The organism is Mammaliicoccus sp. F-M27 (assembly GCF_022387115.1).
GTDB classification, from domain to species: Bacteria; Bacillota; Bacilli; order Staphylococcales; family Staphylococcaceae; genus Mammaliicoccus; species Mammaliicoccus vitulinus.
The window spans coordinates 315,522-333,181 of the sequence record NZ_JAJNIE010000002.1 but is presented as its reverse complement, the minus strand read 5'-3'; the positions used below and the strand labels follow the sequence as shown (position 1 = coordinate 333,181).

Here is a 17,660-nt window from a genome sequence, read left to right as displayed (position 1 = left end):
TCACCTTTAATATATTTTTCCTTCGCTAAAGATACTACTCATAAATTCGGAAATTTTTTCGAGGTCAACATTATTTTTCATTAGATTTTGTAGTACTTCATTTTCTTTTACTTCTTTAGATTTATTATATTGTTTCATAGCTTCTTCATCAAAAACACTTAATAATAACTCTGGATAATTCTTTATTAATTCAATTACTTTAGTGTTAATTGCCTTATACAATTCATCTTTAAAATCTGTTGGTAATTCTATAGTAACTGTTTTGCCTTCATAATCATTTAATTTCAAGTCATAAAAAACTTTGTATTTAGTATCTAATAAATAGTTCAATTTATAATAGGGGTGCTCGACCAATCTTTTATGATTTCTCTTTTTAAGATATTTATCGATACCTTTTATTTGTTTTATATCTTCGTCAACATCTTCAGGGTCAAAAAATTCAACTTCCAAACGACCACTTGCTTTTAATTCATTATAAAAATCGCTTGTTTCATCAATTTGATTATAAAAACCATTCAAAACTCTAAATTCATTTAGATAATCTTGACTATTATTATAATCAAGTACCTCTGCTAGCTTTATTAACAAATCGTCATTCGGTTTAACTTTGTTGTTTTCTATTCTTGATAAGAAAGCATGCGTGACTTCAACTTTTTCGCCTAATTCTTTTAATGTCATATCATTTTCTTTTCTAATTTCTTTTATTCTATTTCCTAAAGTTCCATCAAAATTCATTTAAAATCACCTCTTAATATCTATATTAGCAGAAAATGAACGTAAATGTTACGCATTTGAGTAACAAATTCAAAATAAAACTTGTAATGTTATCATTATTAGTATATATTATAAATGTACCCAGCAAATGTTACTTGAAAAGGTTACAAGAGGAGGCAAAAAAAATGAATGTAGAAGTTAATATCCCAGAATTAAGAGTTTGCATGGCTAGGCATGGTTATAGTTTAAGAAGTTTTTCAAAAGAAAGTAAGATTTCAATTTCTTATTTGAGTTTAATCATGAATGAGAAAGCAATGCCAAGTCCGAAAATGGCTAAAAGAATAGCGGATCATTTAAATGTTGATATTGAAGATTTGTTCACTTTCAAAGTGAAAGAGGAGGTATAGACCGTGCAGCAAACTTTAAACGCAACAATTAACATACCAGCAGATTTTATTTTAATAACTAAAATCGAGTATGAACAATTATTAAACAATCATACGGAAGGTAAATTTATCAGTCTGAAAGAGTTAGCAGAACATCTGGATTGTAGCCCACAATTTTTAAAAGAGAATATATTATTCAATCCGAGATATAAAAAGGATCTTGAGAAATTTATTCATTACCCTGTGGCGTCTGGAAACAAGTACAAAGTGCATATGAATAAAGCATATAAGTATTTTGATGAACACAGTATCAGTATTTTCAATAGAAAGAATAAATAGGAGGGAACAGAATGGCAGACAATTATTTTAATGAATTAAATGATCGTGAGAAACAAGCTTACTTGTATGGACGTTCAGAGTATGAAGTGGAAATCGTGAAATGGCTCAATACAAAATATTCAGAAATAACAAAAGAAGTTAAATCTGGTGTAAATGCTGAAACTGTTTTAAATGATTTTATGGCGTCGTTATCAGATAAGATTCAAATTGAAGTTTGGGAAGGCACAAATAAAAAACAACTAATGGAGGCTGAATAAAATGCTAAACGCAAAACAGGAAGTAATTCAAGAGAAGTTAACTGATATTTACAGAGTTTTGAAAGTTGAAGATATTGAAAGTATCACAACTCAAGTTACAGGTAAAAAAGTAAGCAGACATTCATTTTTGAATAACCTAGTAACTTATATGATTGGAAATTGTTACCAATTAATAGAACGCTACCAACTTACTTCAAGTGAAATGTTCAACGTAAGTTATGTATTGGAATCGTTAGCTGGTGAAGAACTAGACACGATAGAAGATACAGAATTTCTTCTCGAGTGGGCAATATCGAAATTAGCTTATGCGTTCGGATTAGACCCAAATAAGCTGAAAGAGGTGAAATAGATGAAAGAACTTATACTAACGATTTATACGGCTTGTGGTGGTGCGTTGCTTGTATCTAAAGGACTAGACCCGTTAAGTTCTATTTACATGATAGTTTTGAGCGCTGGAATGCTAGGGTTCACTTACCACAATTTATACGAGGTAGCAAAAAACGCCGATACTGACGGCAATCAGTAAAGGCGAGAAAGTAAATTTTTTAAACATTCTATTTAAATTTTAACATAACAAGAAAGGTGATTAAACCTCTATGAAAATTATAGACATTAAGTCCAATTCAGATAACTTAATTATACTACAACATTACAAAACACTCAATTCAGAATCGCATATCAAAGAAAATAAAATGAATTTTCAAGAATTATGTAGGTGGCTTGCAGTATTCAGCATAAGCGATTCAGATAAATATGATTCTGGTCTATACCTCTTTGCTGAAATGAAAGCACCATATAGAAAAAATGACAATGTAATTAATAGGACTGCTCTTGTTCTTGATTTTGATGATTTAACGGCAGAAATGGATATTATGGCCAAATTTAAAGAAGTATTGAAATTTAGTTATGTAGCACATACAAGCTATAACCATACGCCAGAATTACCACGTGTAAGGCTCATCATTCCTTTAGATGAACCTATAGAACCTAAATACTATAAGCCTGCAATAGAGCTTATTGAGAAGTCTTTAAATATAAAGTGCGATCCATTCAGCTATACAATATCGCAGGCACAAGCCAAAGGTGTTAAGAAGCATAAAGAAGCACCATATATATTTGATTATCAAGATACACATTTTTTAAAGTCGGAAAATCTGATAAAAATTCTTGATGACCAGATGAATAAAAATAATGTGATTGAATTGAAAGCTAAAAGGACGACAGACCATTGGGTGAACATTGCAATGGGTGTAGAAAAAGGCGAGCGTAATGGCTCGCTTGCTTCTCTTATTGGATTACTATTCAGAAAAAGATTATCAAAAGAACTTGTATATGGATTAGCATATTCTTGGGCTAAACAATGTAATCCACCAATAGAGGATAAAGAGATTAATAAAACATACACATCTATATATAAAAAGCATTACAAGATAGATCAGAGGAGGGATTAAATGGGGTTACCTGATGAAATCACAGCATTATACGAAGATACAAACGAAATAATAGAACAAAAGGAAAGCTGGATAAATGATTTAAGGAAATCACCACAAACAGGTGCTTATAAGAAAACAACTACTAACGGTGAACTCATACTACAAAATGATGAAGATTTAAAAGATATGTTGCAATATGATTCTTTTGAAAAAATAACAAAATTAAGACGTTTGCCATATTGGAGGTCAAAGGGTGATAGAAATTATTATTGGTCAGACCTAGATACCATACAAATAAAATCTCATATTGATAAACGCTATAACATTCAGTTTAGTACAGATATTTTAAATGAAGTAATTGATAAAGGTGCTTATGATAACAAGGTTCACCCAATCCAATCAATGATTGAATCTAAAAAATGGGACGGCAAAGAAAGAATTGAAACGTTATTTATTGATTATTTAGGTGCATCTGATACGCATTACAATAGACAAGTTGCAAAGAAATGGGTTATGGGTGCAGTGGCAAGAATATATAATCCTGGTATTAAGTTCGACAGCATGACTGTACTATATGGCGGTCAAGGTGACGGTAAATCAACCTTAGCAAGTAAAATGGGTGGAAATTGGTATAACCAATCTATCAAATCATTTGCAGGTGATGAAGCTCTAAAAAAAATACAAGGATCTTGGATATGTGAAATTGAAGAATTATCAGCTTTCGGTAAATCTACTATTGAAGAAATTAAGAGTTTTATAAGTGCAATAACAGACGTTTATCGTCCATCATATGGCCGTCGTGTAGAGCGACACCTTAGACAATGCGTATTTATTGGAACGACTAATAACTATGAATTTTTGAAGGACAAGACAGGCAACAGAAGATTTTGGCCAGTTACCACTGACAAACGTAAAGCGACTAAAAGTCCATTTGATGATTTAACACAAGAAGTTGTTCAACAAATGTATGCAGAAGCCAAAGTTTATTTTGATAAGAACCCTATAGATAAAACATTATTGTTAGATGAAAAAGCTGCAGAAATGGCCATTAAAATGCAAGAAGAACATTCTGAAAAAGATGCTCTAGTGGGTGAGATTGAAGCATTTCTTGAACGTCCTATACCATCTAATTATTGGGAGGAACCAATATATAATATGCGTTCAATGATGGAAAGATCAATAAGTGAGGACGACATCAAAACTTTTGAAGGTGGTTCGACTATACAAGTTGGATTAAATAAACCAGGTGCATGTATGTGGCGTGATAAAGTATGTTCTTTGGAAATATGGAAAGTCATGATGAAAAAAGATGACCAGCCACAGCCACATAACTTAAGAAAAATTGACGATGCTTTAAGAAAAATTATTTATTGTAATGATACTAAAAAACGGTTGAGATTCGGAAAAAGTATAGGCCGTCAATATGGATTTGAAATAGATATGAAAGAATATTATCAAGATTTATATGAGGTGTCCCATAAATAACTAAATGGGACAGCAATGGGACACTCAATGGGACGGCTCAAACCGTTGGGGGAGTAGGTTTTATGGTGTAGGTGTCCCTGTTGTCCCATAAAAATAAGGGTAAAAGTATAAAAAAGTATGTATATGATTTCTGTAAGTGTTGGGGAAAAATACCGGGACAGTGGGACAGACGAGCTCAAACCGTTGGGGGAGTAAGTGGCAAAGGTGTCCCACATGGTGGCCTAACATTGGGACAGTGGGACAGATAAAAAAGGAGAGAATAAAATGAAGAAAATTCGAAAACAGTATATAAATAAAGCAAGAACAGTTGAAAAGAAAATCGCTAATGAGAAATGGAATAAGTTAAGGGAAATTATTAGAGAATCTGGAATATCAATAAAAATAGATACCGAATACGAGATGTGGTTAAATGTTGCACCTAATAGCACTGCTGAAATAGAGCTATATCCTCACCGTTTATTGAATGGAGAATTTGTTCACATTATGATTTGGAGTTATCAATTTAAATCAGAAATATTAGCGAATAAATATCGTGGCAGTGATCGAAATCAAAGAGACGTCTCGGGAATACCTGAAGCATTACAATGTATCAACAGAATTTTAGAAGATATTAGATTTGATATAAAAAGTGGAAAGATTTAAATCGCTATAACCATTGACAAAACTAGCTTTATATACCCCACTATGGTATAATATAAGCAACTTATAATCGAACGTGTGTACGGATAATAGAACAAATGTTCTAAATAAAAACAAAGGGTGAGAAAATGCCTAAATGGATAGATAAAATATTAGGAATTGAAAAGGTACAAGAGCAACAAATGAAGAACTTTGAAATGTTGAATGGTGGTTATAAATCATTCTCACAATTTACAGGGGACGCATACCAGAATGATATATATAGATCTGCCGTAGATTCAATCGCACGTCACATTGCGAAGTTATCTGGTAAGCATGTCATCAATAATTCTAAGCAGCCAGATACTAATTCTAAAATCAATCGTTTACTACAGGACAGACCTAATCCATTCATGAGTGGTTATGACTTTTTATATAAAGTAGCAACGCAATACTTCTTGTATAACAATGCTTTCATACTTGTACAAAAGGACAGCAGGGGCAATTTATCGGGACTATATCCATTATCACCAACCAACGTAGAGTATGTGGTCGATGCTAACAATGAGGTATATCTGAAATTCTTATTCAGTAACGGGGATAAAGTCATCTTGCATATGAACGAGGTAGCAGTGTTACGCCGTCACTTTAACAGTAATGAATTACTAGGTGATGACAATTCAGCTATCATGGGAGCTTTACAGTTAGCTCAAACGCAAAATGAGGGTATGAATGAAGCGATTAAGAACTCGGCTCAAATACGGGGCATAGTGAAGTATACGCAAGCATTAAGCCCTAGCAAGTTGAAAGAAGCAAAAGACGAGTTTATGAATAACTATTTCACAATGGCAAATAATGGTGGCGTAATTCCCGTAGATACATCAATGGAATATCAGCCGTTAAATGTATCAGATGTTCAAATAGATACATCTCAAATTGAAGTGGTTAAACAGAAAATATATGACTATCTCGGTATTAATGAATCAATCGTGAATGGCACATATACGGAAGATGGTTGGCAAGCGTTCTTTGAATCAATTATCGAGCCATTCTCAATACAGTTAGCGTTGGAATTATCAGATAAAGTATTCAGCGAAAGAGAAAAAGCGTTTAATAATCGCATTGTCTTTGAATCATCTAAATTACAATATGCTTCTAACAAGTCTAAGACGAATGTAATCAAGGAATTGTTACCACTAGGCGTATTGACCGTAAACCAAGCGTTAGACCTATTAAACCTGCCTAATGTGGAAGATGGGGACAAACGTATTCAATCATTAAACTATGTCGATAAAGACATCATCAATCAATATCAGATGCAAGATAAGGGGGACGTCAGCAATGAAGGAAATTAGATCAGCAGAAATTCAGACAGATGACCAAAGTACCGAAATGGTACTTGAGGGTACTGCAATTGTTTTTAATAAACCAACTAATATCAATACACCTACAGGCTCTTATACTGAAATTATAAAACGTAATGCGTTAGATGGTTTAAAGCTCAATGATACACGGTTATTAGTGTCACATGATATGAATCGTATACCATTAGCAAAATCACCTAAGACGATGGAAATTTGGAATGATGAAGTCGGTATGCATTTTAGGGCAACCTTACCCGATACCGAAGAAGCACGCTCTGTTTATACGGCAGTAAAACGGGGCGATATGAGTGGCGTCTCATTTGGGTTCACAGTAAGTGACGGTAGTCAATACGATGTGAATACACGTACAAGAACGATTAACAAGATTGATAAGGTGCTTGAGTTTTCAATCGTGAATTATCCTGCATACGCCGAGACATCTGTCGAAGCAAGAAACCAAATTCAAGATGCAGAATTAAGACATGAACAATATAAACAAGCACAGATTAATCTAAATAAACTATTAATAAAGGAGATTAAATAATATGAATTTTAATACAGTTGAAGAATCATTTAATTATTACCGTAACTCAAGTATAGAAGATATTGAAACAAGAGCAGGACAAATCAGAGGGACAATCGAGAACGATCCCGAAGCAGATATTACTAAATTAAATATTGAAATCGAAGGACTTAATCAAGCTAAAGAAAACATAAAAGACAAGGAGAATGAATCAATGAATAAAGAAAACCAAGAGCAACGCTCATACAATCCAATTACAGGTACACAAATCAAAGGGCAACATGAAGTATCACCAGAAAACATTTTCGGGTCAGAAGAATATCGTTCAGCGTTCTTTAAACAAATGTTAGGACAAAACTTATCAGAAGTTGAAACACGTGCTTTCAATACTGCAATGGCACAACAAGATGCAGAACATAGAGCAGATAGCTTCTCATCATCTAGTAACTCATCAGCAGTGTTACCAGAACAAACTTTGAATGAAGTGATTTCTAAGGCACGTACACAAGGTGGATTAATTAGTCATGTTAGATCATTCAACATTCCAACTAAGATTAGTATTCCAATCGGTACACCGTCAGCTAAAGCAGAATGGCATACAGAAGGTGCTAAAGTAGAGTCAGGCAATCCTACTACAGCATCAGTACAATTTGATGGTAATGAAATCATTAAAGTATTCTCAATCAGTGTGAAAGCTAAGACGATGTCAATTTCAGCATTTGAATCATATCTAGTAGAAGAATTAACAAGTGCAGTAGTTGAAGCAATCGACTATGCTTTAATCAATGGTACAGGTGTTAATCAAGGAGAAGGCGTATTAACTGGCGTTACATGGGACACTACAAACAGTGTTGACTTAACAGGTGAATATACAGACTTCACTAAAGCATTAGCAATCTTGAAGCGTGGTTATTCTGCAGGTGCTAAATTCGTTATGAGTAACGCAACATTATACAACACTGTATATAGTTTAGTAGATGCTAACAAACGCCCACTATTCATTGCAGATGCACAGAATGAATCAATTGGTCATATTCTAGGTAAAGAGGTTGTAGTCGATGACAATATCGAAGATGGAACTATCTTACTAGGTAACTTCAATTATCTAGGCTATAACTTACCAGAAGGCTTAATGCTTGAACAATCAAGAGAATCATCATTCCGTAGTGGATTAGTTGATTATAGAGCAATGGCGATTGCAGACACTCGTGTGTTAGTAGATGAAGCATTCGTTAAACTATCAGCATCAACAGGTGCATAAAATATAAACAGTTAGGGCATCAGTTGTAGCTGGTGTCCTTTCTTATAATAAAAAGGAAGTGTACAGATGATTATAACTATTGAAGAAGGACGCAACGCATTACGAGTAGATGGAGATTATAACGATGATATTATCAAACCATTAATAGAAGCCATACCAGATTACTTATACTTAACAACTGGTAAAGATTGGGAAGATGAGTCTAATCCATTAGCACAAACAACAGCTAAGTTCATACTACAGTTATGGTTTGATCCACACACACAAGACAGCGAAAGGCTCAAGCGTACTATAGATGGCTTACTTGTATCATTAACAGCGTTAGGGCGTTCATACGATGGCTAGAAGTGTAGAACAATCATTCTATCGTACAACTAAATGGATTAAGTGTAGGAATGGTTACATGGCTTCTCAACACTATATATGTGAGCGATGTGGAGGACTAGCAACAATATGTCATCATAAAGTTTGGTTAAACCAATCAAATGTGAGTGATCCAATGATTACTTATAACTGGGATAAATTGGAAGCGTTATGTATTGAGTGTCACAACAAAGAACATTTCGGAAGCAGCATAACAGAAAAAGGATTATCATTTGATGAAAATGGAAATTTAATAATAAAATAATTTAAAATTTATAGAAATAAAAAAATAAAAAATAATTTATGCCCCCGAGTTAAAAAAATAAAAAAATAATCGTTCGGAAACGATGATGGGCTTAACTTATCCTCCAAACGATATTTAGAATCTTTTAGGGTAGCCTAAACTTATATAAAGGAGAATATTAAATGAAAAATATATATAATTCTATTAATTTAGAAAAACTTAAGAATATAATTGACGAACAAGAGGTACAGAATAAGCCAGTAGCGTATGATTTGCTGGAAGAACTTGTATTCATGAAAGAAACGATGGAAGAACTCAAAGTTACCGTACAGTTTCATGGTGCAACATATATATTCAAGCAAGGGGAACAGGAATATCTTAAAGAAAATCCAGCTATGAAGTCCTACAACGCTACAGTGACGAAGTACAACGCAACAATTAAACAACTCCTATCCTTAATGCCAGTATCGACTAATGAAAAAGATGCGTTCATGGAGTTTGTAACGAGTGACTAATCACATTGTGACATATTGGCAAGAAATGGAGAAGGGGAATATTGTTGTTTCTAAAAGGATCTACAAACAATATCAGAAATTAGTACAAGATATAGAACATCATGACAAGTATGTATTTGACGAAGATAAAGCAAATCGCCCTATCAAGTTCATAGAAGCGTTCTGTAAGCACTCGAAAGGTGAGTTAGCTGGTAAGCCTTTAAAGTTAGCGTTATTCCAGAAAGCCTACATTTCGGCTCTATTCGGCTTCATAGACAAGGATACAGGGTATCGTCGATATACAGAGTCCTTTTTCTTTGTCGGACGTAAAAACGGTAAGTCAACAATGCTAGGTGCGATTGCGTTGTACATGCTTATGGCAGACGGTGAAAGTGGTGCAGAGGTGTATTCAGTCGCTTCTAAGCGTGACCAAGCGAACATACTATTTGACCAAGCTCATGAGATGATTAAGCAAAGTCCAGATTTAAACAAGAATATCCGTAAGCGTAAGAGTGATTTATATTTCGCTCATAATTTCAGTAAGATGATGTCACTAGGTAAAAACTCTAATTCACTTGATGGGCTTAACGCTCATCTTGTGGTTATAGATGAATTACACTCGATACAAGATCGTAACTTATACGAGGTTATGAAACAGTCACAGTCTGCACGTACACAGCCTTTATTAATTATGATAACTACTGCTGGTACTCATAGAGGTACAATATTCGATGACTTATATGAATATGCTTGTAACGTGGTAGATGGCAATTTTGAAGATGATAACTTCTTACCTATTATGTATGAGTTAGACCATAAGGCAGAGTTTAAAATGGCTGATAGATGGCAAAAGGCAAACCCTGCACTAGGTATATCTAAGCGAGTTGAAGATTTAGAGCGTAAAGTTGCTAGAGCTAAGAATAATCCAAGTGATTTAACGGGAATCTTGACTAAGGACTTCAATATAAGAGAAATAACAAATAGTGCATGGCTAACTTTTGAAGATATTAACAATGAAGATACATTCGATATTAAAGACTTCGCAGGCACTTATGCCATTGGTGGTGCTGATTTATCCATAACTACGGATTTAAGTTGTGCCACATTATTATTTGTAGATCCAGAAACTGAAATTAGGTATGTGCATCAGATGTATTGGCTACCACATGATAACCTGCAAAAGCGTGTTCAAGAAGATAAAATACCATACGATAAATGGCACGAACAAGGCTATTTAAGGTTATGTAGTGGTAACACGATAGATTATTCAGACATTACAGATTGGTTTCTTGAAATGCTTAACGAGTACGATATAACGCCACTGTGGATATATTACGATAATTATTCTGCTAGGTATTGGGTAGATGAAATGGAAGCGTACGGCTTTAAGATGATTAGAACGCAACAGGGTGCTAGAACGTTAAGTTTACCAATGCAAAATATGGGTGCAGACTTGCAGAAGAAGAAAATTAATTACAATAATCACCCTATTCTGAAATGGTGCTTAACGAACACAGGTGTGGAAACTGATAGAAATGGAAATATTGTACCGATTAAAAATCAATCTCCTAAACGTCGAATTGATGGTACAGCTTCATTATTAGATGCTTATGTAGGATTGTTTGATAACTTCGAACAGTTTTTAAGGGCTATGTAATGCCTGCGTTGTCATATTGGGTACGCAGGTCAAAAATACACGTTGCTCATTGTGATTCTGACGCCTCGAAATACTTTTATGTGGGTAGTTATAGGCTAACTTGCCTAGAAATCGCTTTGAGTAACACAGAAAAGAGGGGATATAATGGCATATCATTTTAATAATAGAATTGAAATTACAGAATTAAGAGAAAGCGAAGGACCAGAAGCAGGCGACACAGAAGAAGTTGTTATTGCGAAACCGTGGACGGATATTAAGACTTTGAAAGGTACAGAGTTTGATCTGTATCAATTGACGGCTAACGAACAACCTATACGCTTTATCATACGATATAGAGAAGGTATAAATACGATGATGACTATTAAATACAAGAATAAAAAATATGATATAAAATCAGTTTCAAATGATAATGGTAAGAATGAAACACTTACTATTTTTGCTACAACTAAAATAACATAAATAAAAAGGGTGCCCCAATTAAGGGACGCCCTTTTCTTATTAAAGCAAACTAAAAACGAAACACCTAAACAAATTAGGTATTTATAGGTTATTTGGGTAAATTTTACCGTGTACCCAACGGTCTATAGCAATTCAATTATCATAGATTCTAACGGCTGCTTATCCCTAAAACTATTGTGTAGGATATTCCTACAAGTATATTATAACATATTTTCGAGTTATGTAAAATACTTTTAATCCCCATATAGTCCCCAATAATTTAACGAACGTTGTCATTTCAATGGTTATAAAGAGTATTAAACTCCCTCCCAGGACGTAAATTACCAATATCCCGTTGTATCTCGTTATTCGTAACGATGGTGCAACGGGATTTCTTTATATATAGATATAGCTTGTTATATTTGGTAACTGGACCAAACTATCCTTAAACCTGTTTAAAGCACCTACATTAAGTTGTGGGTGCTTTATTTTTAATATGTTAAATAAAGATAAAGAAATCGAAATTTATAAGTTGCAACAAAAGACTAATTATATTGATGAACATGTGGGTATTATATTAAAGGATATATCATATAACTAAAATAAATAGTTCTATTATTAAACTCTACTTAGTAGAAACTAGGTAGGGTTATTTTTATGTCTATTGTATATAATATAGGAATAAAGCAAAACTACGTATATTCAGTAAAAAGGAGGATTAACTGATTATGTTTGATATAGTAATCTCTATTAGTTGCTTTTTAGTATCTATTTTAATGGCAATATATGTCGCATACTCTAAAAACTTAAAAATTATTGCATCAATCGATCATGAAAAGGTGCGACCAGAAAATAAAAATAAAATAGCATATATATTTTCAATTTGTTTAGTATTAGGAACTATTTTTATTATTTCAAGTGGTTTATTACACGACTATAATTTTTATTTATCGATTTTTCTTTTTGTGGTTGGTTTTGCAATATTAGTTTTATTTTACATCATTTTCTTAAAATTGAATAAATGATTTATTTAGAACTTCATAATTTGCCCTGTCACTTTGAGTGATGGGGTTTTATATATAAACTAATTAATATGAAGAGTTATTAAAAATATTAGGATACCAATTATATTAAGAATGGGAAAATGGATTTAGTTTAAAACTAAATGATGTTTATATAGTATTCGTTAAAGTAGAAGAAGAATATAAAGAATACGGTTATCACAGAAAAAGGATTGGATTGAATCATTTAGCTTTTGGTGTAAAAAATAAAAGTGAAGTAGATACTATTACTAATGTATTCGATTGGAATGTACTTACTTAATAAGTAACATGTATGTGTATGTCTTAATGCATATGGTGCAATAGAATTATCTTCAAAGCCAATTTTTCTACTGAACATGAATTTATGCAATTAGTTATTCAAACTGAAAAAGAATACCCTTAAATTTCATATGAAGATGAAATATTAAAACGGATTTATTTGACGGATTTAGATTATTATCGTGAAGGTAAAAGTTTTTAATTTACCCCACCTAAATGAATAGATGGTTGTTCGATTCACGTTCTATATTTTGCACAATTAAATTTTATAGTAATATATATTTAATTATACTGAAAAGGGGTGTAAAATCATGGCAAAAGTAGCATGGGTAGTTCCATCAGTAGAAGTTTTTAATAATCCAAGTGGTAATTTGGTTATAGATAGCCCTATGTCATATTTGAATTTAGAAGTATTACCTAATAACTATTCTTTTGATGTATCATTTGGGATAATAGGTATAGATGAAATAAAAACTTATACTTTACAATTTGAGTTAATAGATCCTGATGATAAAATTATTTTTAATACTACTGTAAAAATTGATAAGAAAAAGATGGATGAAGAGAATGGAGATAAAAAACACTTAAATGTCTTTGAAACTAATGCTCGCTTTAATAATTTGAGATTCGAAAAAGAGGGTATTCATTCTATTAAGTTAACTATTGAAGATAATACATCTAATGCATACTTTAATGTTATGAAAGGTAATCTAGAAAATGGCGAACGAAAAAATTAGTAGACTTGATAAATTTAAATTAGAAAATAGGGACGAAAGAATAACAAAAGATTTAAAAGAATTATCAAAGGCTAGTGGATTAGATTTTCATCAATATAGTGCAGGTAGTATAAGTTCAAATGAGGTGTTAAATATGAATGAATATATAAGTAGAAAAGAATTTGAACAGTTCGAGAAAAGAATCGACGATAAATTCGATAATCTAAACCATAAAATAGATGACCTACCTATGAAAATAGAAGATAAAATAAAACTTCAAATTTCTGAAATGAAGAACACACAAATGAAATGGTTTATTGGAACACTTATCGCTATTTTGGGGGTAGCAGGGAAAGTTTTTGGTTTTTATTAATAACAAAACCCACCTTAATTGTGTACTGCACCCCGAAAGTTAGAGTAAAAACCTAACATTCGGGGTGTTTTTATGTCCAAAACGTACTTACGGCGTTAAAAGGTGCACTACTCAAAAACTGGAACTCATATTGTACCGTACGAAAAGGAGGATAAGTTATGAAACTATGGACTTATGTGGGAAAAAAGGTACGAATAGAATTGACGAATGGAAAACAATTTATTGGTGAAGTTACAGATTACGATGATGAAATAGTTAATAACAGTGGGGAACCTTCTATACATTTGGCTACTGGATTTCAATTATATGACTTCGATGAAAGCAAAATAAAGTCGATTGAAACTTTAGATTAAGCACCTAACCGAAAATTAATGGTTATGGCGCTATTTTTATACACTTTTTTAAGCTATTACAACAATGTAATGGCTATTTTTTATGTCCAAAACGTGCTGATGACTTTAAAAGCTTGTATGGAATATAGAGTCGACGGACTATAAATGGAGGTATATTTTATGGAAAAAAATAAACTTAAGCTTAATTTACAATTCTTTTCCAATCAAGAAGGAACAAACGAAAATACCAATGATAATAATGATTCTAAAGATGAACAAGACAAGCAAGAAGAAGTAACTTTTACACCAGAACAACAGAAAAAAGTTGATGAAATTATCGAACGTCGACTAGCAAAAGAAAAGAAAAATACAGACAAAAAAGTCCAAGATGCGGTTGAAGAAGCCAAAAAGTTAGCAAAAATGAATAAAGACCAAAAAACAGAATGTGAGAATGAAAAGTTGTAGCAAGAATTAGCAGAGCTAAGAAAAGAAAAAGCATTAAACGAAATGAAAAATACTGAAAGAGTTGCATTTAATGATTCTGGAATAGTAGCAACTGACGAGTTGCTAGATTTGGTGGTAACTGCAGAGGCAGAAACGACAAAAGCAATATACAGAATTAAGGATAAAATTAACTAAATTAGGTATTAAAGGAAGTGTACCTGGTCTATTAACTAATATAGGTTATATAGAAGTATCTTGTTCATTAAGTGTAGATAAAAAGTTTGAAAAGTAGGTTTTAAAAATGAAGAATATATTAAAAGGTATTGCTTACGCAGCGCTCATGTTTTTATTATTAACATTACTAAATATAATCGTTGGTGATGAAATAGATTGGTCTAAGAACATAATCATTTCTGTTTTTAGTTATCTTGCTTATCTTTTTTTGAATGGGCATTTGATTCTAATTAGACTAAAAAATAATGATTATATATGCATTATTAGTAATGTTAACCACTCATATCAATGGGTGGTATTTTTTTATTTTATCCCCACAATCCAATCCGAATTCAAAGCCTTATAAAGTGTCTAATGCGTGTCAAAATAGTCCGATTTATGATGAGTAGTTAAGTATAGTTGCATATTAATTTATTTATTTTTTTGATTTTACTAATATGAATATCTCTTGATATCGCAATTAAAGGACGAATTAGCATTTGAAAACTACCAATAACAAATAAAACAGTGCCAGCAAAAGTAGTAGATTCATTAAAGAATAGGAAACTACCCACTATAAAGAACATTGCAAGGATTATATCGTTAACTTGATATAGGAACTTATAAAATGTAACAACTTTTATATCAATATTGAAAATGTTGAATTCAAGTTCTTTTTTGTTATCTGTATGCATTTGTCTCACCTCAAGCTCATGATAACAATATGTCTATTAAATTCAAAGCAAACACAATATGAAATAAATGATTTAGTCTAAAACAGTTAAAGGGAAATATGAACGAGGGTGGAGCAGGGTTGAGTGATCAGTTAAGAACTTTAAAGTTAATAAGCTATTTTGAACCTTTACATAAATACCAATAAATACAATTGTATATAAAAACTTTATATAATTTAGTATTTTTAAGATTTTTAATAAATACTATTGATATAAATGAATAAATGTAATAAAATGTATTTTCAAGTGCTACTTTAGAGTTAAAATACAATAAAATAAAGAGGTGAAAATGTCTATAGCGTATTGAAAATGAACGTTCGACTAAAAAAGTCAATCTAAGTTATTGCACTTGCGCATTAGTATATTAATTAATATTAATGACAGGATTTTTAGTAATACAGTTTTGGATATTTTTAATTTTATTATGACGGATTTTTAATAAATCTAAATGATTATATTCTTTGAAAAAATGGAGGATTACTGATGACATATATAAATTTTTGGAAGCAAATATTCGATTATAAAAGCAAATCTAGTTTTAAAGAACTTATCATAAGCATGGTTATGAATATTGTAATTTTAATTTTATTAATGGCACTTGGATTTATTGTTTCAATGTCATGGGAGAATGCTGTTGTTAATATTTATTATATCGTTTTAGTGTTAATGCTATTTCCAACGGTAGCTATAATCGTTAGAGTTATAAAAAACTATAAATAATATACAAAACACTCTATCCGAAATTTGAAATTTCGGATAGAGTGTTTTGTTTTTATATTGTTGTAGGTTCTCGTTGTATTGAATAATTCCAGTTACGTATGTCAGGCAGTGTTTTATTTTGTATGAAGCTATAAGTTTTAAATAAATGTTGTGTGATCGGTCCGGTCTTATGATTATTTATAATTAATGTATCACTTTTATATTTAACTTCACTTACTGGTGTTAGTGAATGTAAAGTATCTGTACAAAATATTTCTGTTAATGATCCTTCTTTGTAGCGCTCACTTATTTCTTCAATGCCTATTTTACGTTCTTCTATTTGATATCCGAGTTCTCTTGCGAGTTCTATTATTGACTGGCGTGTAACTCCTGGAACGATACTACCATTTAATTCAGGTGTTATGATTTGCTGATTGATGACGAAAAATACATTCATATTACCTATATCTTCTATATAGCTTCTATTGATTCCATCTAACCACAATACTTGATCATATCCTAGCTGTGTCGCCATTGACGTAGCTGCATATGTTGAGGCGTAATTGCCTCCATACTGAGTGTATCCCGCGCCTCCAGGAACGGATTTAACATAGTTATCTTCAACATAAACTTTAATAGGCTCTGGGATATGGCATTTTGTACTTGAAGTTAATGGTGATAAGAATGCTATAAACTCGTAAGTTTCAGATTTGCTAACGCCTAGCTTACTTTCGGATGCATACATAAATGTCCTAATGTAAATTGAATGATTATGATTTTCTTCAAATAGTTGTTGTTCTTGATTGAGTAATTGATTTAACCCTAATAATACACTTTCTACTTCTACTTCTGGCATTTCTATTCTTTTTAAAGAAAGGTTGAATTTTTCTAAATGTTCTTGAGGCTTAAATATATGTATTGAATGTTTAATAATATATGCTTTCATATCTTCGAATACTGTTTGTCCATAATGAAGGCATTGTGCACTTGGAGAAATTGTAATGGGCGCATAAGGTTTAATATGTGGAGAAGACCAACCTTTGGATGAATCATATGACATGATTAACATTTTATTGCCAAACTGATGACCAAATGGGGATTCACCTTCATCTAATGTCTCAACCGCTGCTGATTTTCTTGAACTTTTGTTTTCCATGATAAATTGCCTCCTGTATGTATATTGGTAATGTGAAATATTATATCAGCTGTGTTGACCTAATTCAATATTTATTTTGAAAATTCTGAAAATAA

Annotated in this window: 24 protein-coding genes and 2 pseudogenes; 22 read left to right on the top strand and 4 right to left on the bottom strand. The window is 32.1% G+C overall.

Annotated elements, in window-relative coordinates; translation table 11 throughout:
* Positions 1-6: 6 nt before the first annotated feature.
* Entirely contained in the window at positions 7-735 is a 729-nt protein-coding gene (locus LQ598_RS04105; protein ID WP_239745281.1) for a helix-turn-helix domain-containing protein, read from the bottom strand.
* A 164-nt stretch (positions 736-899) separates the two neighbouring features.
* Between LQ598_RS04105 and LQ598_RS04100 the strand changes: the two genes are divergently transcribed.
* From LQ598_RS04100 to LQ598_RS04020, 17 genes are all read left to right on the top strand, one after another.
* Complete coding sequence (locus tag LQ598_RS04100; protein ID WP_239745280.1) at positions 900-1,121, top strand: helix-turn-helix domain-containing protein; 222 nt, start codon at positions 900-902, stop codon at positions 1,119-1,121.
* A 3-nt stretch (positions 1,122-1,124) separates the two neighbouring features.
* Positions 1,125-1,439 carry a DUF771 domain-containing protein gene (locus LQ598_RS04095; RefSeq protein WP_239745279.1) on the top strand — a complete coding sequence of 105 codons (315 nt, stop codon included), beginning with the start codon at positions 1,125-1,127 and terminating at the stop codon, positions 1,437-1,439.
* Between the two features lie 11 nt (positions 1,440-1,450).
* Entirely contained in the window at positions 1,451-1,696 is a 246-nt protein-coding gene (locus LQ598_RS04090; protein ID WP_239745278.1) for a hypothetical protein, read from the top strand.
* 1 nt (position 1,697) lies between these two features.
* Positions 1,698-2,045, top strand: coding sequence for a hypothetical protein (locus LQ598_RS04085; RefSeq protein ID WP_239745277.1), 348 nt, complete (start codon positions 1,698-1,700; stop codon positions 2,043-2,045).
* On the top strand, positions 2,046-2,222 hold the full coding sequence (locus LQ598_RS04080; RefSeq protein WP_239745276.1) for a hypothetical protein: 177 nt from the start codon (positions 2,046-2,048) through the stop codon (positions 2,220-2,222). It begins immediately after the preceding gene.
* A gap of 70 nt (positions 2,223-2,292) precedes the next feature.
* Positions 2,293-3,147 carry a primase alpha helix C-terminal domain-containing protein gene (locus LQ598_RS04075; protein WP_239745275.1) on the top strand — a complete coding sequence of 285 codons (855 nt, stop codon included), beginning with the start codon at positions 2,293-2,295 and terminating at the stop codon, positions 3,145-3,147.
* A complete protein-coding gene (locus LQ598_RS04070; protein WP_239745274.1) occupies positions 3,148-4,614 on the top strand; it encodes a virulence-associated E family protein in 1,467 nt (488 codons plus the stop codon). It abuts the gene before it with no gap.
* A gap of 264 nt (positions 4,615-4,878) precedes the next feature.
* Positions 4,879-5,256: a hypothetical protein gene (locus LQ598_RS04065; RefSeq protein WP_239745273.1), complete on the top strand. Its 378-nt coding sequence runs from the start codon at positions 4,879-4,881 to the stop codon at positions 5,254-5,256.
* A gap of 125 nt (positions 5,257-5,381) precedes the next feature.
* Complete coding sequence (locus LQ598_RS04060; RefSeq protein WP_239745272.1) at positions 5,382-6,587, top strand: phage portal protein; 1,206 nt, start codon at positions 5,382-5,384, stop codon at positions 6,585-6,587.
* Complete coding sequence (locus LQ598_RS04055; protein ID WP_239745271.1) at positions 6,574-7,140, top strand: HK97 family phage prohead protease; 567 nt, start codon at positions 6,574-6,576, stop codon at positions 7,138-7,140. The genes LQ598_RS04060 and LQ598_RS04055 overlap by 14 nt, the downstream gene beginning before the upstream one ends.
* A gap of 1 nt (position 7,141) precedes the next feature.
* The gene (locus LQ598_RS04050; protein WP_239745269.1) at positions 7,142-8,380 is read left to right on the top strand and encodes a phage major capsid protein; all 1,239 of its coding nucleotides are present in this window, start codon (positions 7,142-7,144) and stop codon (positions 8,378-8,380) included.
* 66 nt (positions 8,381-8,446) lie between these two features.
* A complete protein-coding gene (locus LQ598_RS04045; RefSeq protein ID WP_239745268.1) occupies positions 8,447-8,725 on the top strand; it encodes a head-tail connector protein in 279 nt (92 codons plus the stop codon).
* Positions 8,718-9,008, top strand: a complete 291-nt coding sequence (locus LQ598_RS04040; protein ID WP_239745266.1) for an HNH endonuclease — start codon at positions 8,718-8,720, stop codon at positions 9,006-9,008. Before LQ598_RS04045 ends, LQ598_RS04040 begins: the two co-directional genes overlap by 8 nt.
* 161 nt (positions 9,009-9,169) lie before the next feature.
* Positions 9,170-9,502 carry a hypothetical protein gene (locus LQ598_RS04035; protein WP_239745265.1) on the top strand — a complete coding sequence of 111 codons (333 nt, stop codon included), beginning with the start codon at positions 9,170-9,172 and terminating at the stop codon, positions 9,500-9,502.
* A gap of 25 nt (positions 9,503-9,527) precedes the next feature.
* Positions 9,528-11,138 (top strand): terminase large subunit, encoded by a 1,611-nt coding sequence (locus tag LQ598_RS04030; protein WP_275590095.1) that lies wholly within the window; start codon positions 9,528-9,530, stop codon positions 11,136-11,138.
* Positions 11,139-11,282: 144 nt separating this feature from the next.
* The gene (locus LQ598_RS04025; RefSeq protein ID WP_016911411.1) at positions 11,283-11,597 is read left to right on the top strand and encodes a phage head closure protein; all 315 of its coding nucleotides are present in this window, start codon (positions 11,283-11,285) and stop codon (positions 11,595-11,597) included.
* 707 nt (positions 11,598-12,304) lie between these two features.
* Positions 12,305-12,601, top strand: coding sequence for a hypothetical protein (locus LQ598_RS04020; protein ID WP_016911409.1), 297 nt, complete (start codon positions 12,305-12,307; stop codon positions 12,599-12,601).
* Positions 12,602-12,857: 256 nt separating this feature from the next.
* Here the strand turns inward: LQ598_RS04020 and LQ598_RS13935 are convergent.
* Positions 12,858-12,962, bottom strand: a pseudogene (locus LQ598_RS13935) (site-specific integrase); the annotation flags it as partial.
* Between the two features lie 247 nt (positions 12,963-13,209).
* Here LQ598_RS13935 and LQ598_RS04015 point away from each other — a divergent pair.
* The 4 genes and pseudogenes from LQ598_RS04015 (at position 13,210) to LQ598_RS13930 (ending at position 14,958) form a co-directional block, all read left to right on the top strand.
* A complete protein-coding gene (locus LQ598_RS04015) occupies positions 13,210-13,635 on the top strand; it encodes a DUF6941 family protein (RefSeq protein WP_107537414.1) in 426 nt (141 codons plus the stop codon).
* Entirely contained in the window at positions 13,616-13,987 is a 372-nt protein-coding gene (locus LQ598_RS04010; protein WP_226908846.1) for a hemolysin XhlA family protein, read from the top strand. Before LQ598_RS04015 ends, LQ598_RS04010 begins: the two co-directional genes overlap by 20 nt.
* A 158-nt stretch (positions 13,988-14,145) precedes the next feature.
* A complete protein-coding gene (locus LQ598_RS04005; protein ID WP_016911404.1) occupies positions 14,146-14,340 on the top strand; it encodes an LSm family protein in 195 nt (64 codons plus the stop codon).
* Positions 14,341-14,484: 144 nt separating this feature from the next.
* Positions 14,485-14,958, top strand: a pseudogene (locus tag LQ598_RS13930) (DUF4355 domain-containing protein).
* A 428-nt stretch (positions 14,959-15,386) separates the two neighbouring features.
* On the opposite strand, the gene LQ598_RS03995 reads toward LQ598_RS13930, so the two are convergent.
* The gene (locus tag LQ598_RS03995; RefSeq protein WP_239745263.1) at positions 15,387-15,671 is read right to left on the bottom strand and encodes a YrhK family protein; all 285 of its coding nucleotides are present in this window, start codon (positions 15,669-15,671) and stop codon (positions 15,387-15,389) included.
* A gap of 522 nt (positions 15,672-16,193) precedes the next feature.
* Here LQ598_RS03995 and LQ598_RS03990 point away from each other — a divergent pair.
* Positions 16,194-16,430, top strand: coding sequence for a hypothetical protein (locus tag LQ598_RS03990; protein WP_239745262.1), 237 nt, complete (start codon positions 16,194-16,196; stop codon positions 16,428-16,430).
* Positions 16,431-16,482: 52 nt separating this feature from the next.
* Here LQ598_RS03990 and LQ598_RS03985 read toward each other — a convergent pair whose 3' ends face one another.
* Positions 16,483-17,565 (bottom strand): branched-chain amino acid aminotransferase, encoded by a 1,083-nt coding sequence (locus LQ598_RS03985; RefSeq protein ID WP_239745261.1) that lies wholly within the window; start codon positions 17,563-17,565, stop codon positions 16,483-16,485.
* Between the last annotated feature and the right edge of the window lie 95 nt (positions 17,566-17,660).

Excerpts from the sequence above, each read along its gene's own strand:
- LQ598_RS04075 (WP_239745275.1), top strand. The coding sequence starts at position 2,293 with ATGAAAATTATAGACATTAAGTCCAATTCAGATAACTTAATTATACTA.
- LQ598_RS04090 (WP_239745278.1), top strand. The coding sequence starts at position 1,451 with ATGGCAGACAATTATTTTAATGAATTAAATGATCGTGAGAAACAAGCT.
- LQ598_RS04035 (WP_239745265.1), top strand. The coding sequence starts at position 9,170 with ATGAAAAATATATATAATTCTATTAATTTAGAAAAACTTAAGAATATA.
- LQ598_RS04080 (WP_239745276.1), top strand. The coding sequence starts at position 2,046 with ATGAAAGAACTTATACTAACGATTTATACGGCTTGTGGTGGTGCGTTG.
- LQ598_RS04005 (WP_016911404.1), top strand. The coding sequence starts at position 14,146 with ATGAAACTATGGACTTATGTGGGAAAAAAGGTACGAATAGAATTGACG.
- LQ598_RS04050 (WP_239745269.1), top strand. The coding sequence starts at position 7,142 with ATGAATTTTAATACAGTTGAAGAATCATTTAATTATTACCGTAACTCA.
- LQ598_RS04055 (WP_239745271.1), top strand. The coding sequence starts at position 6,574 with ATGAAGGAAATTAGATCAGCAGAAATTCAGACAGATGACCAAAGTACC.
- LQ598_RS04015 (WP_107537414.1), top strand. The coding sequence starts at position 13,210 with ATGGCAAAAGTAGCATGGGTAGTTCCATCAGTAGAAGTTTTTAATAAT.
- LQ598_RS03995 (WP_239745263.1), bottom strand. The coding sequence starts at position 15,671 with ATGCATACAGATAACAAAAAAGAACTTGAATTCAACATTTTCAATATT.
- LQ598_RS04070 (WP_239745274.1), top strand. The coding sequence starts at position 3,148 with ATGGGGTTACCTGATGAAATCACAGCATTATACGAAGATACAAACGAA.
- LQ598_RS04100 (WP_239745280.1), top strand. The coding sequence starts at position 900 with ATGAATGTAGAAGTTAATATCCCAGAATTAAGAGTTTGCATGGCTAGG.
- LQ598_RS04010 (WP_226908846.1), top strand. The coding sequence starts at position 13,616 with ATGGCGAACGAAAAAATTAGTAGACTTGATAAATTTAAATTAGAAAAT.
- LQ598_RS04030 (WP_275590095.1), top strand. The coding sequence starts at position 9,528 with ATGGAGAAGGGGAATATTGTTGTTTCTAAAAGGATCTACAAACAATAT.
- LQ598_RS04020 (WP_016911409.1), top strand. The coding sequence starts at position 12,305 with ATGTTTGATATAGTAATCTCTATTAGTTGCTTTTTAGTATCTATTTTA.
- LQ598_RS04065 (WP_239745273.1), top strand. The coding sequence starts at position 4,879 with ATGAAGAAAATTCGAAAACAGTATATAAATAAAGCAAGAACAGTTGAA.
- LQ598_RS04040 (WP_239745266.1), top strand. The coding sequence starts at position 8,718 with ATGGCTAGAAGTGTAGAACAATCATTCTATCGTACAACTAAATGGATT.
- LQ598_RS03990 (WP_239745262.1), top strand. The coding sequence starts at position 16,194 with ATGACATATATAAATTTTTGGAAGCAAATATTCGATTATAAAAGCAAA.
- LQ598_RS04105 (WP_239745281.1), bottom strand. The coding sequence starts at position 735 with ATGAATTTTGATGGAACTTTAGGAAATAGAATAAAAGAAATTAGAAAA.
- LQ598_RS03985 (WP_239745261.1), bottom strand. The coding sequence starts at position 17,565 with ATGGAAAACAAAAGTTCAAGAAAATCAGCAGCGGTTGAGACATTAGAT.
- LQ598_RS04025 (WP_016911411.1), top strand. The coding sequence starts at position 11,283 with ATGGCATATCATTTTAATAATAGAATTGAAATTACAGAATTAAGAGAA.
- LQ598_RS04060 (WP_239745272.1), top strand. The coding sequence starts at position 5,382 with ATGCCTAAATGGATAGATAAAATATTAGGAATTGAAAAGGTACAAGAG.
- LQ598_RS04085 (WP_239745277.1), top strand. The coding sequence starts at position 1,698 with ATGCTAAACGCAAAACAGGAAGTAATTCAAGAGAAGTTAACTGATATT.
- LQ598_RS04045 (WP_239745268.1), top strand. The coding sequence starts at position 8,447 with ATGATTATAACTATTGAAGAAGGACGCAACGCATTACGAGTAGATGGA.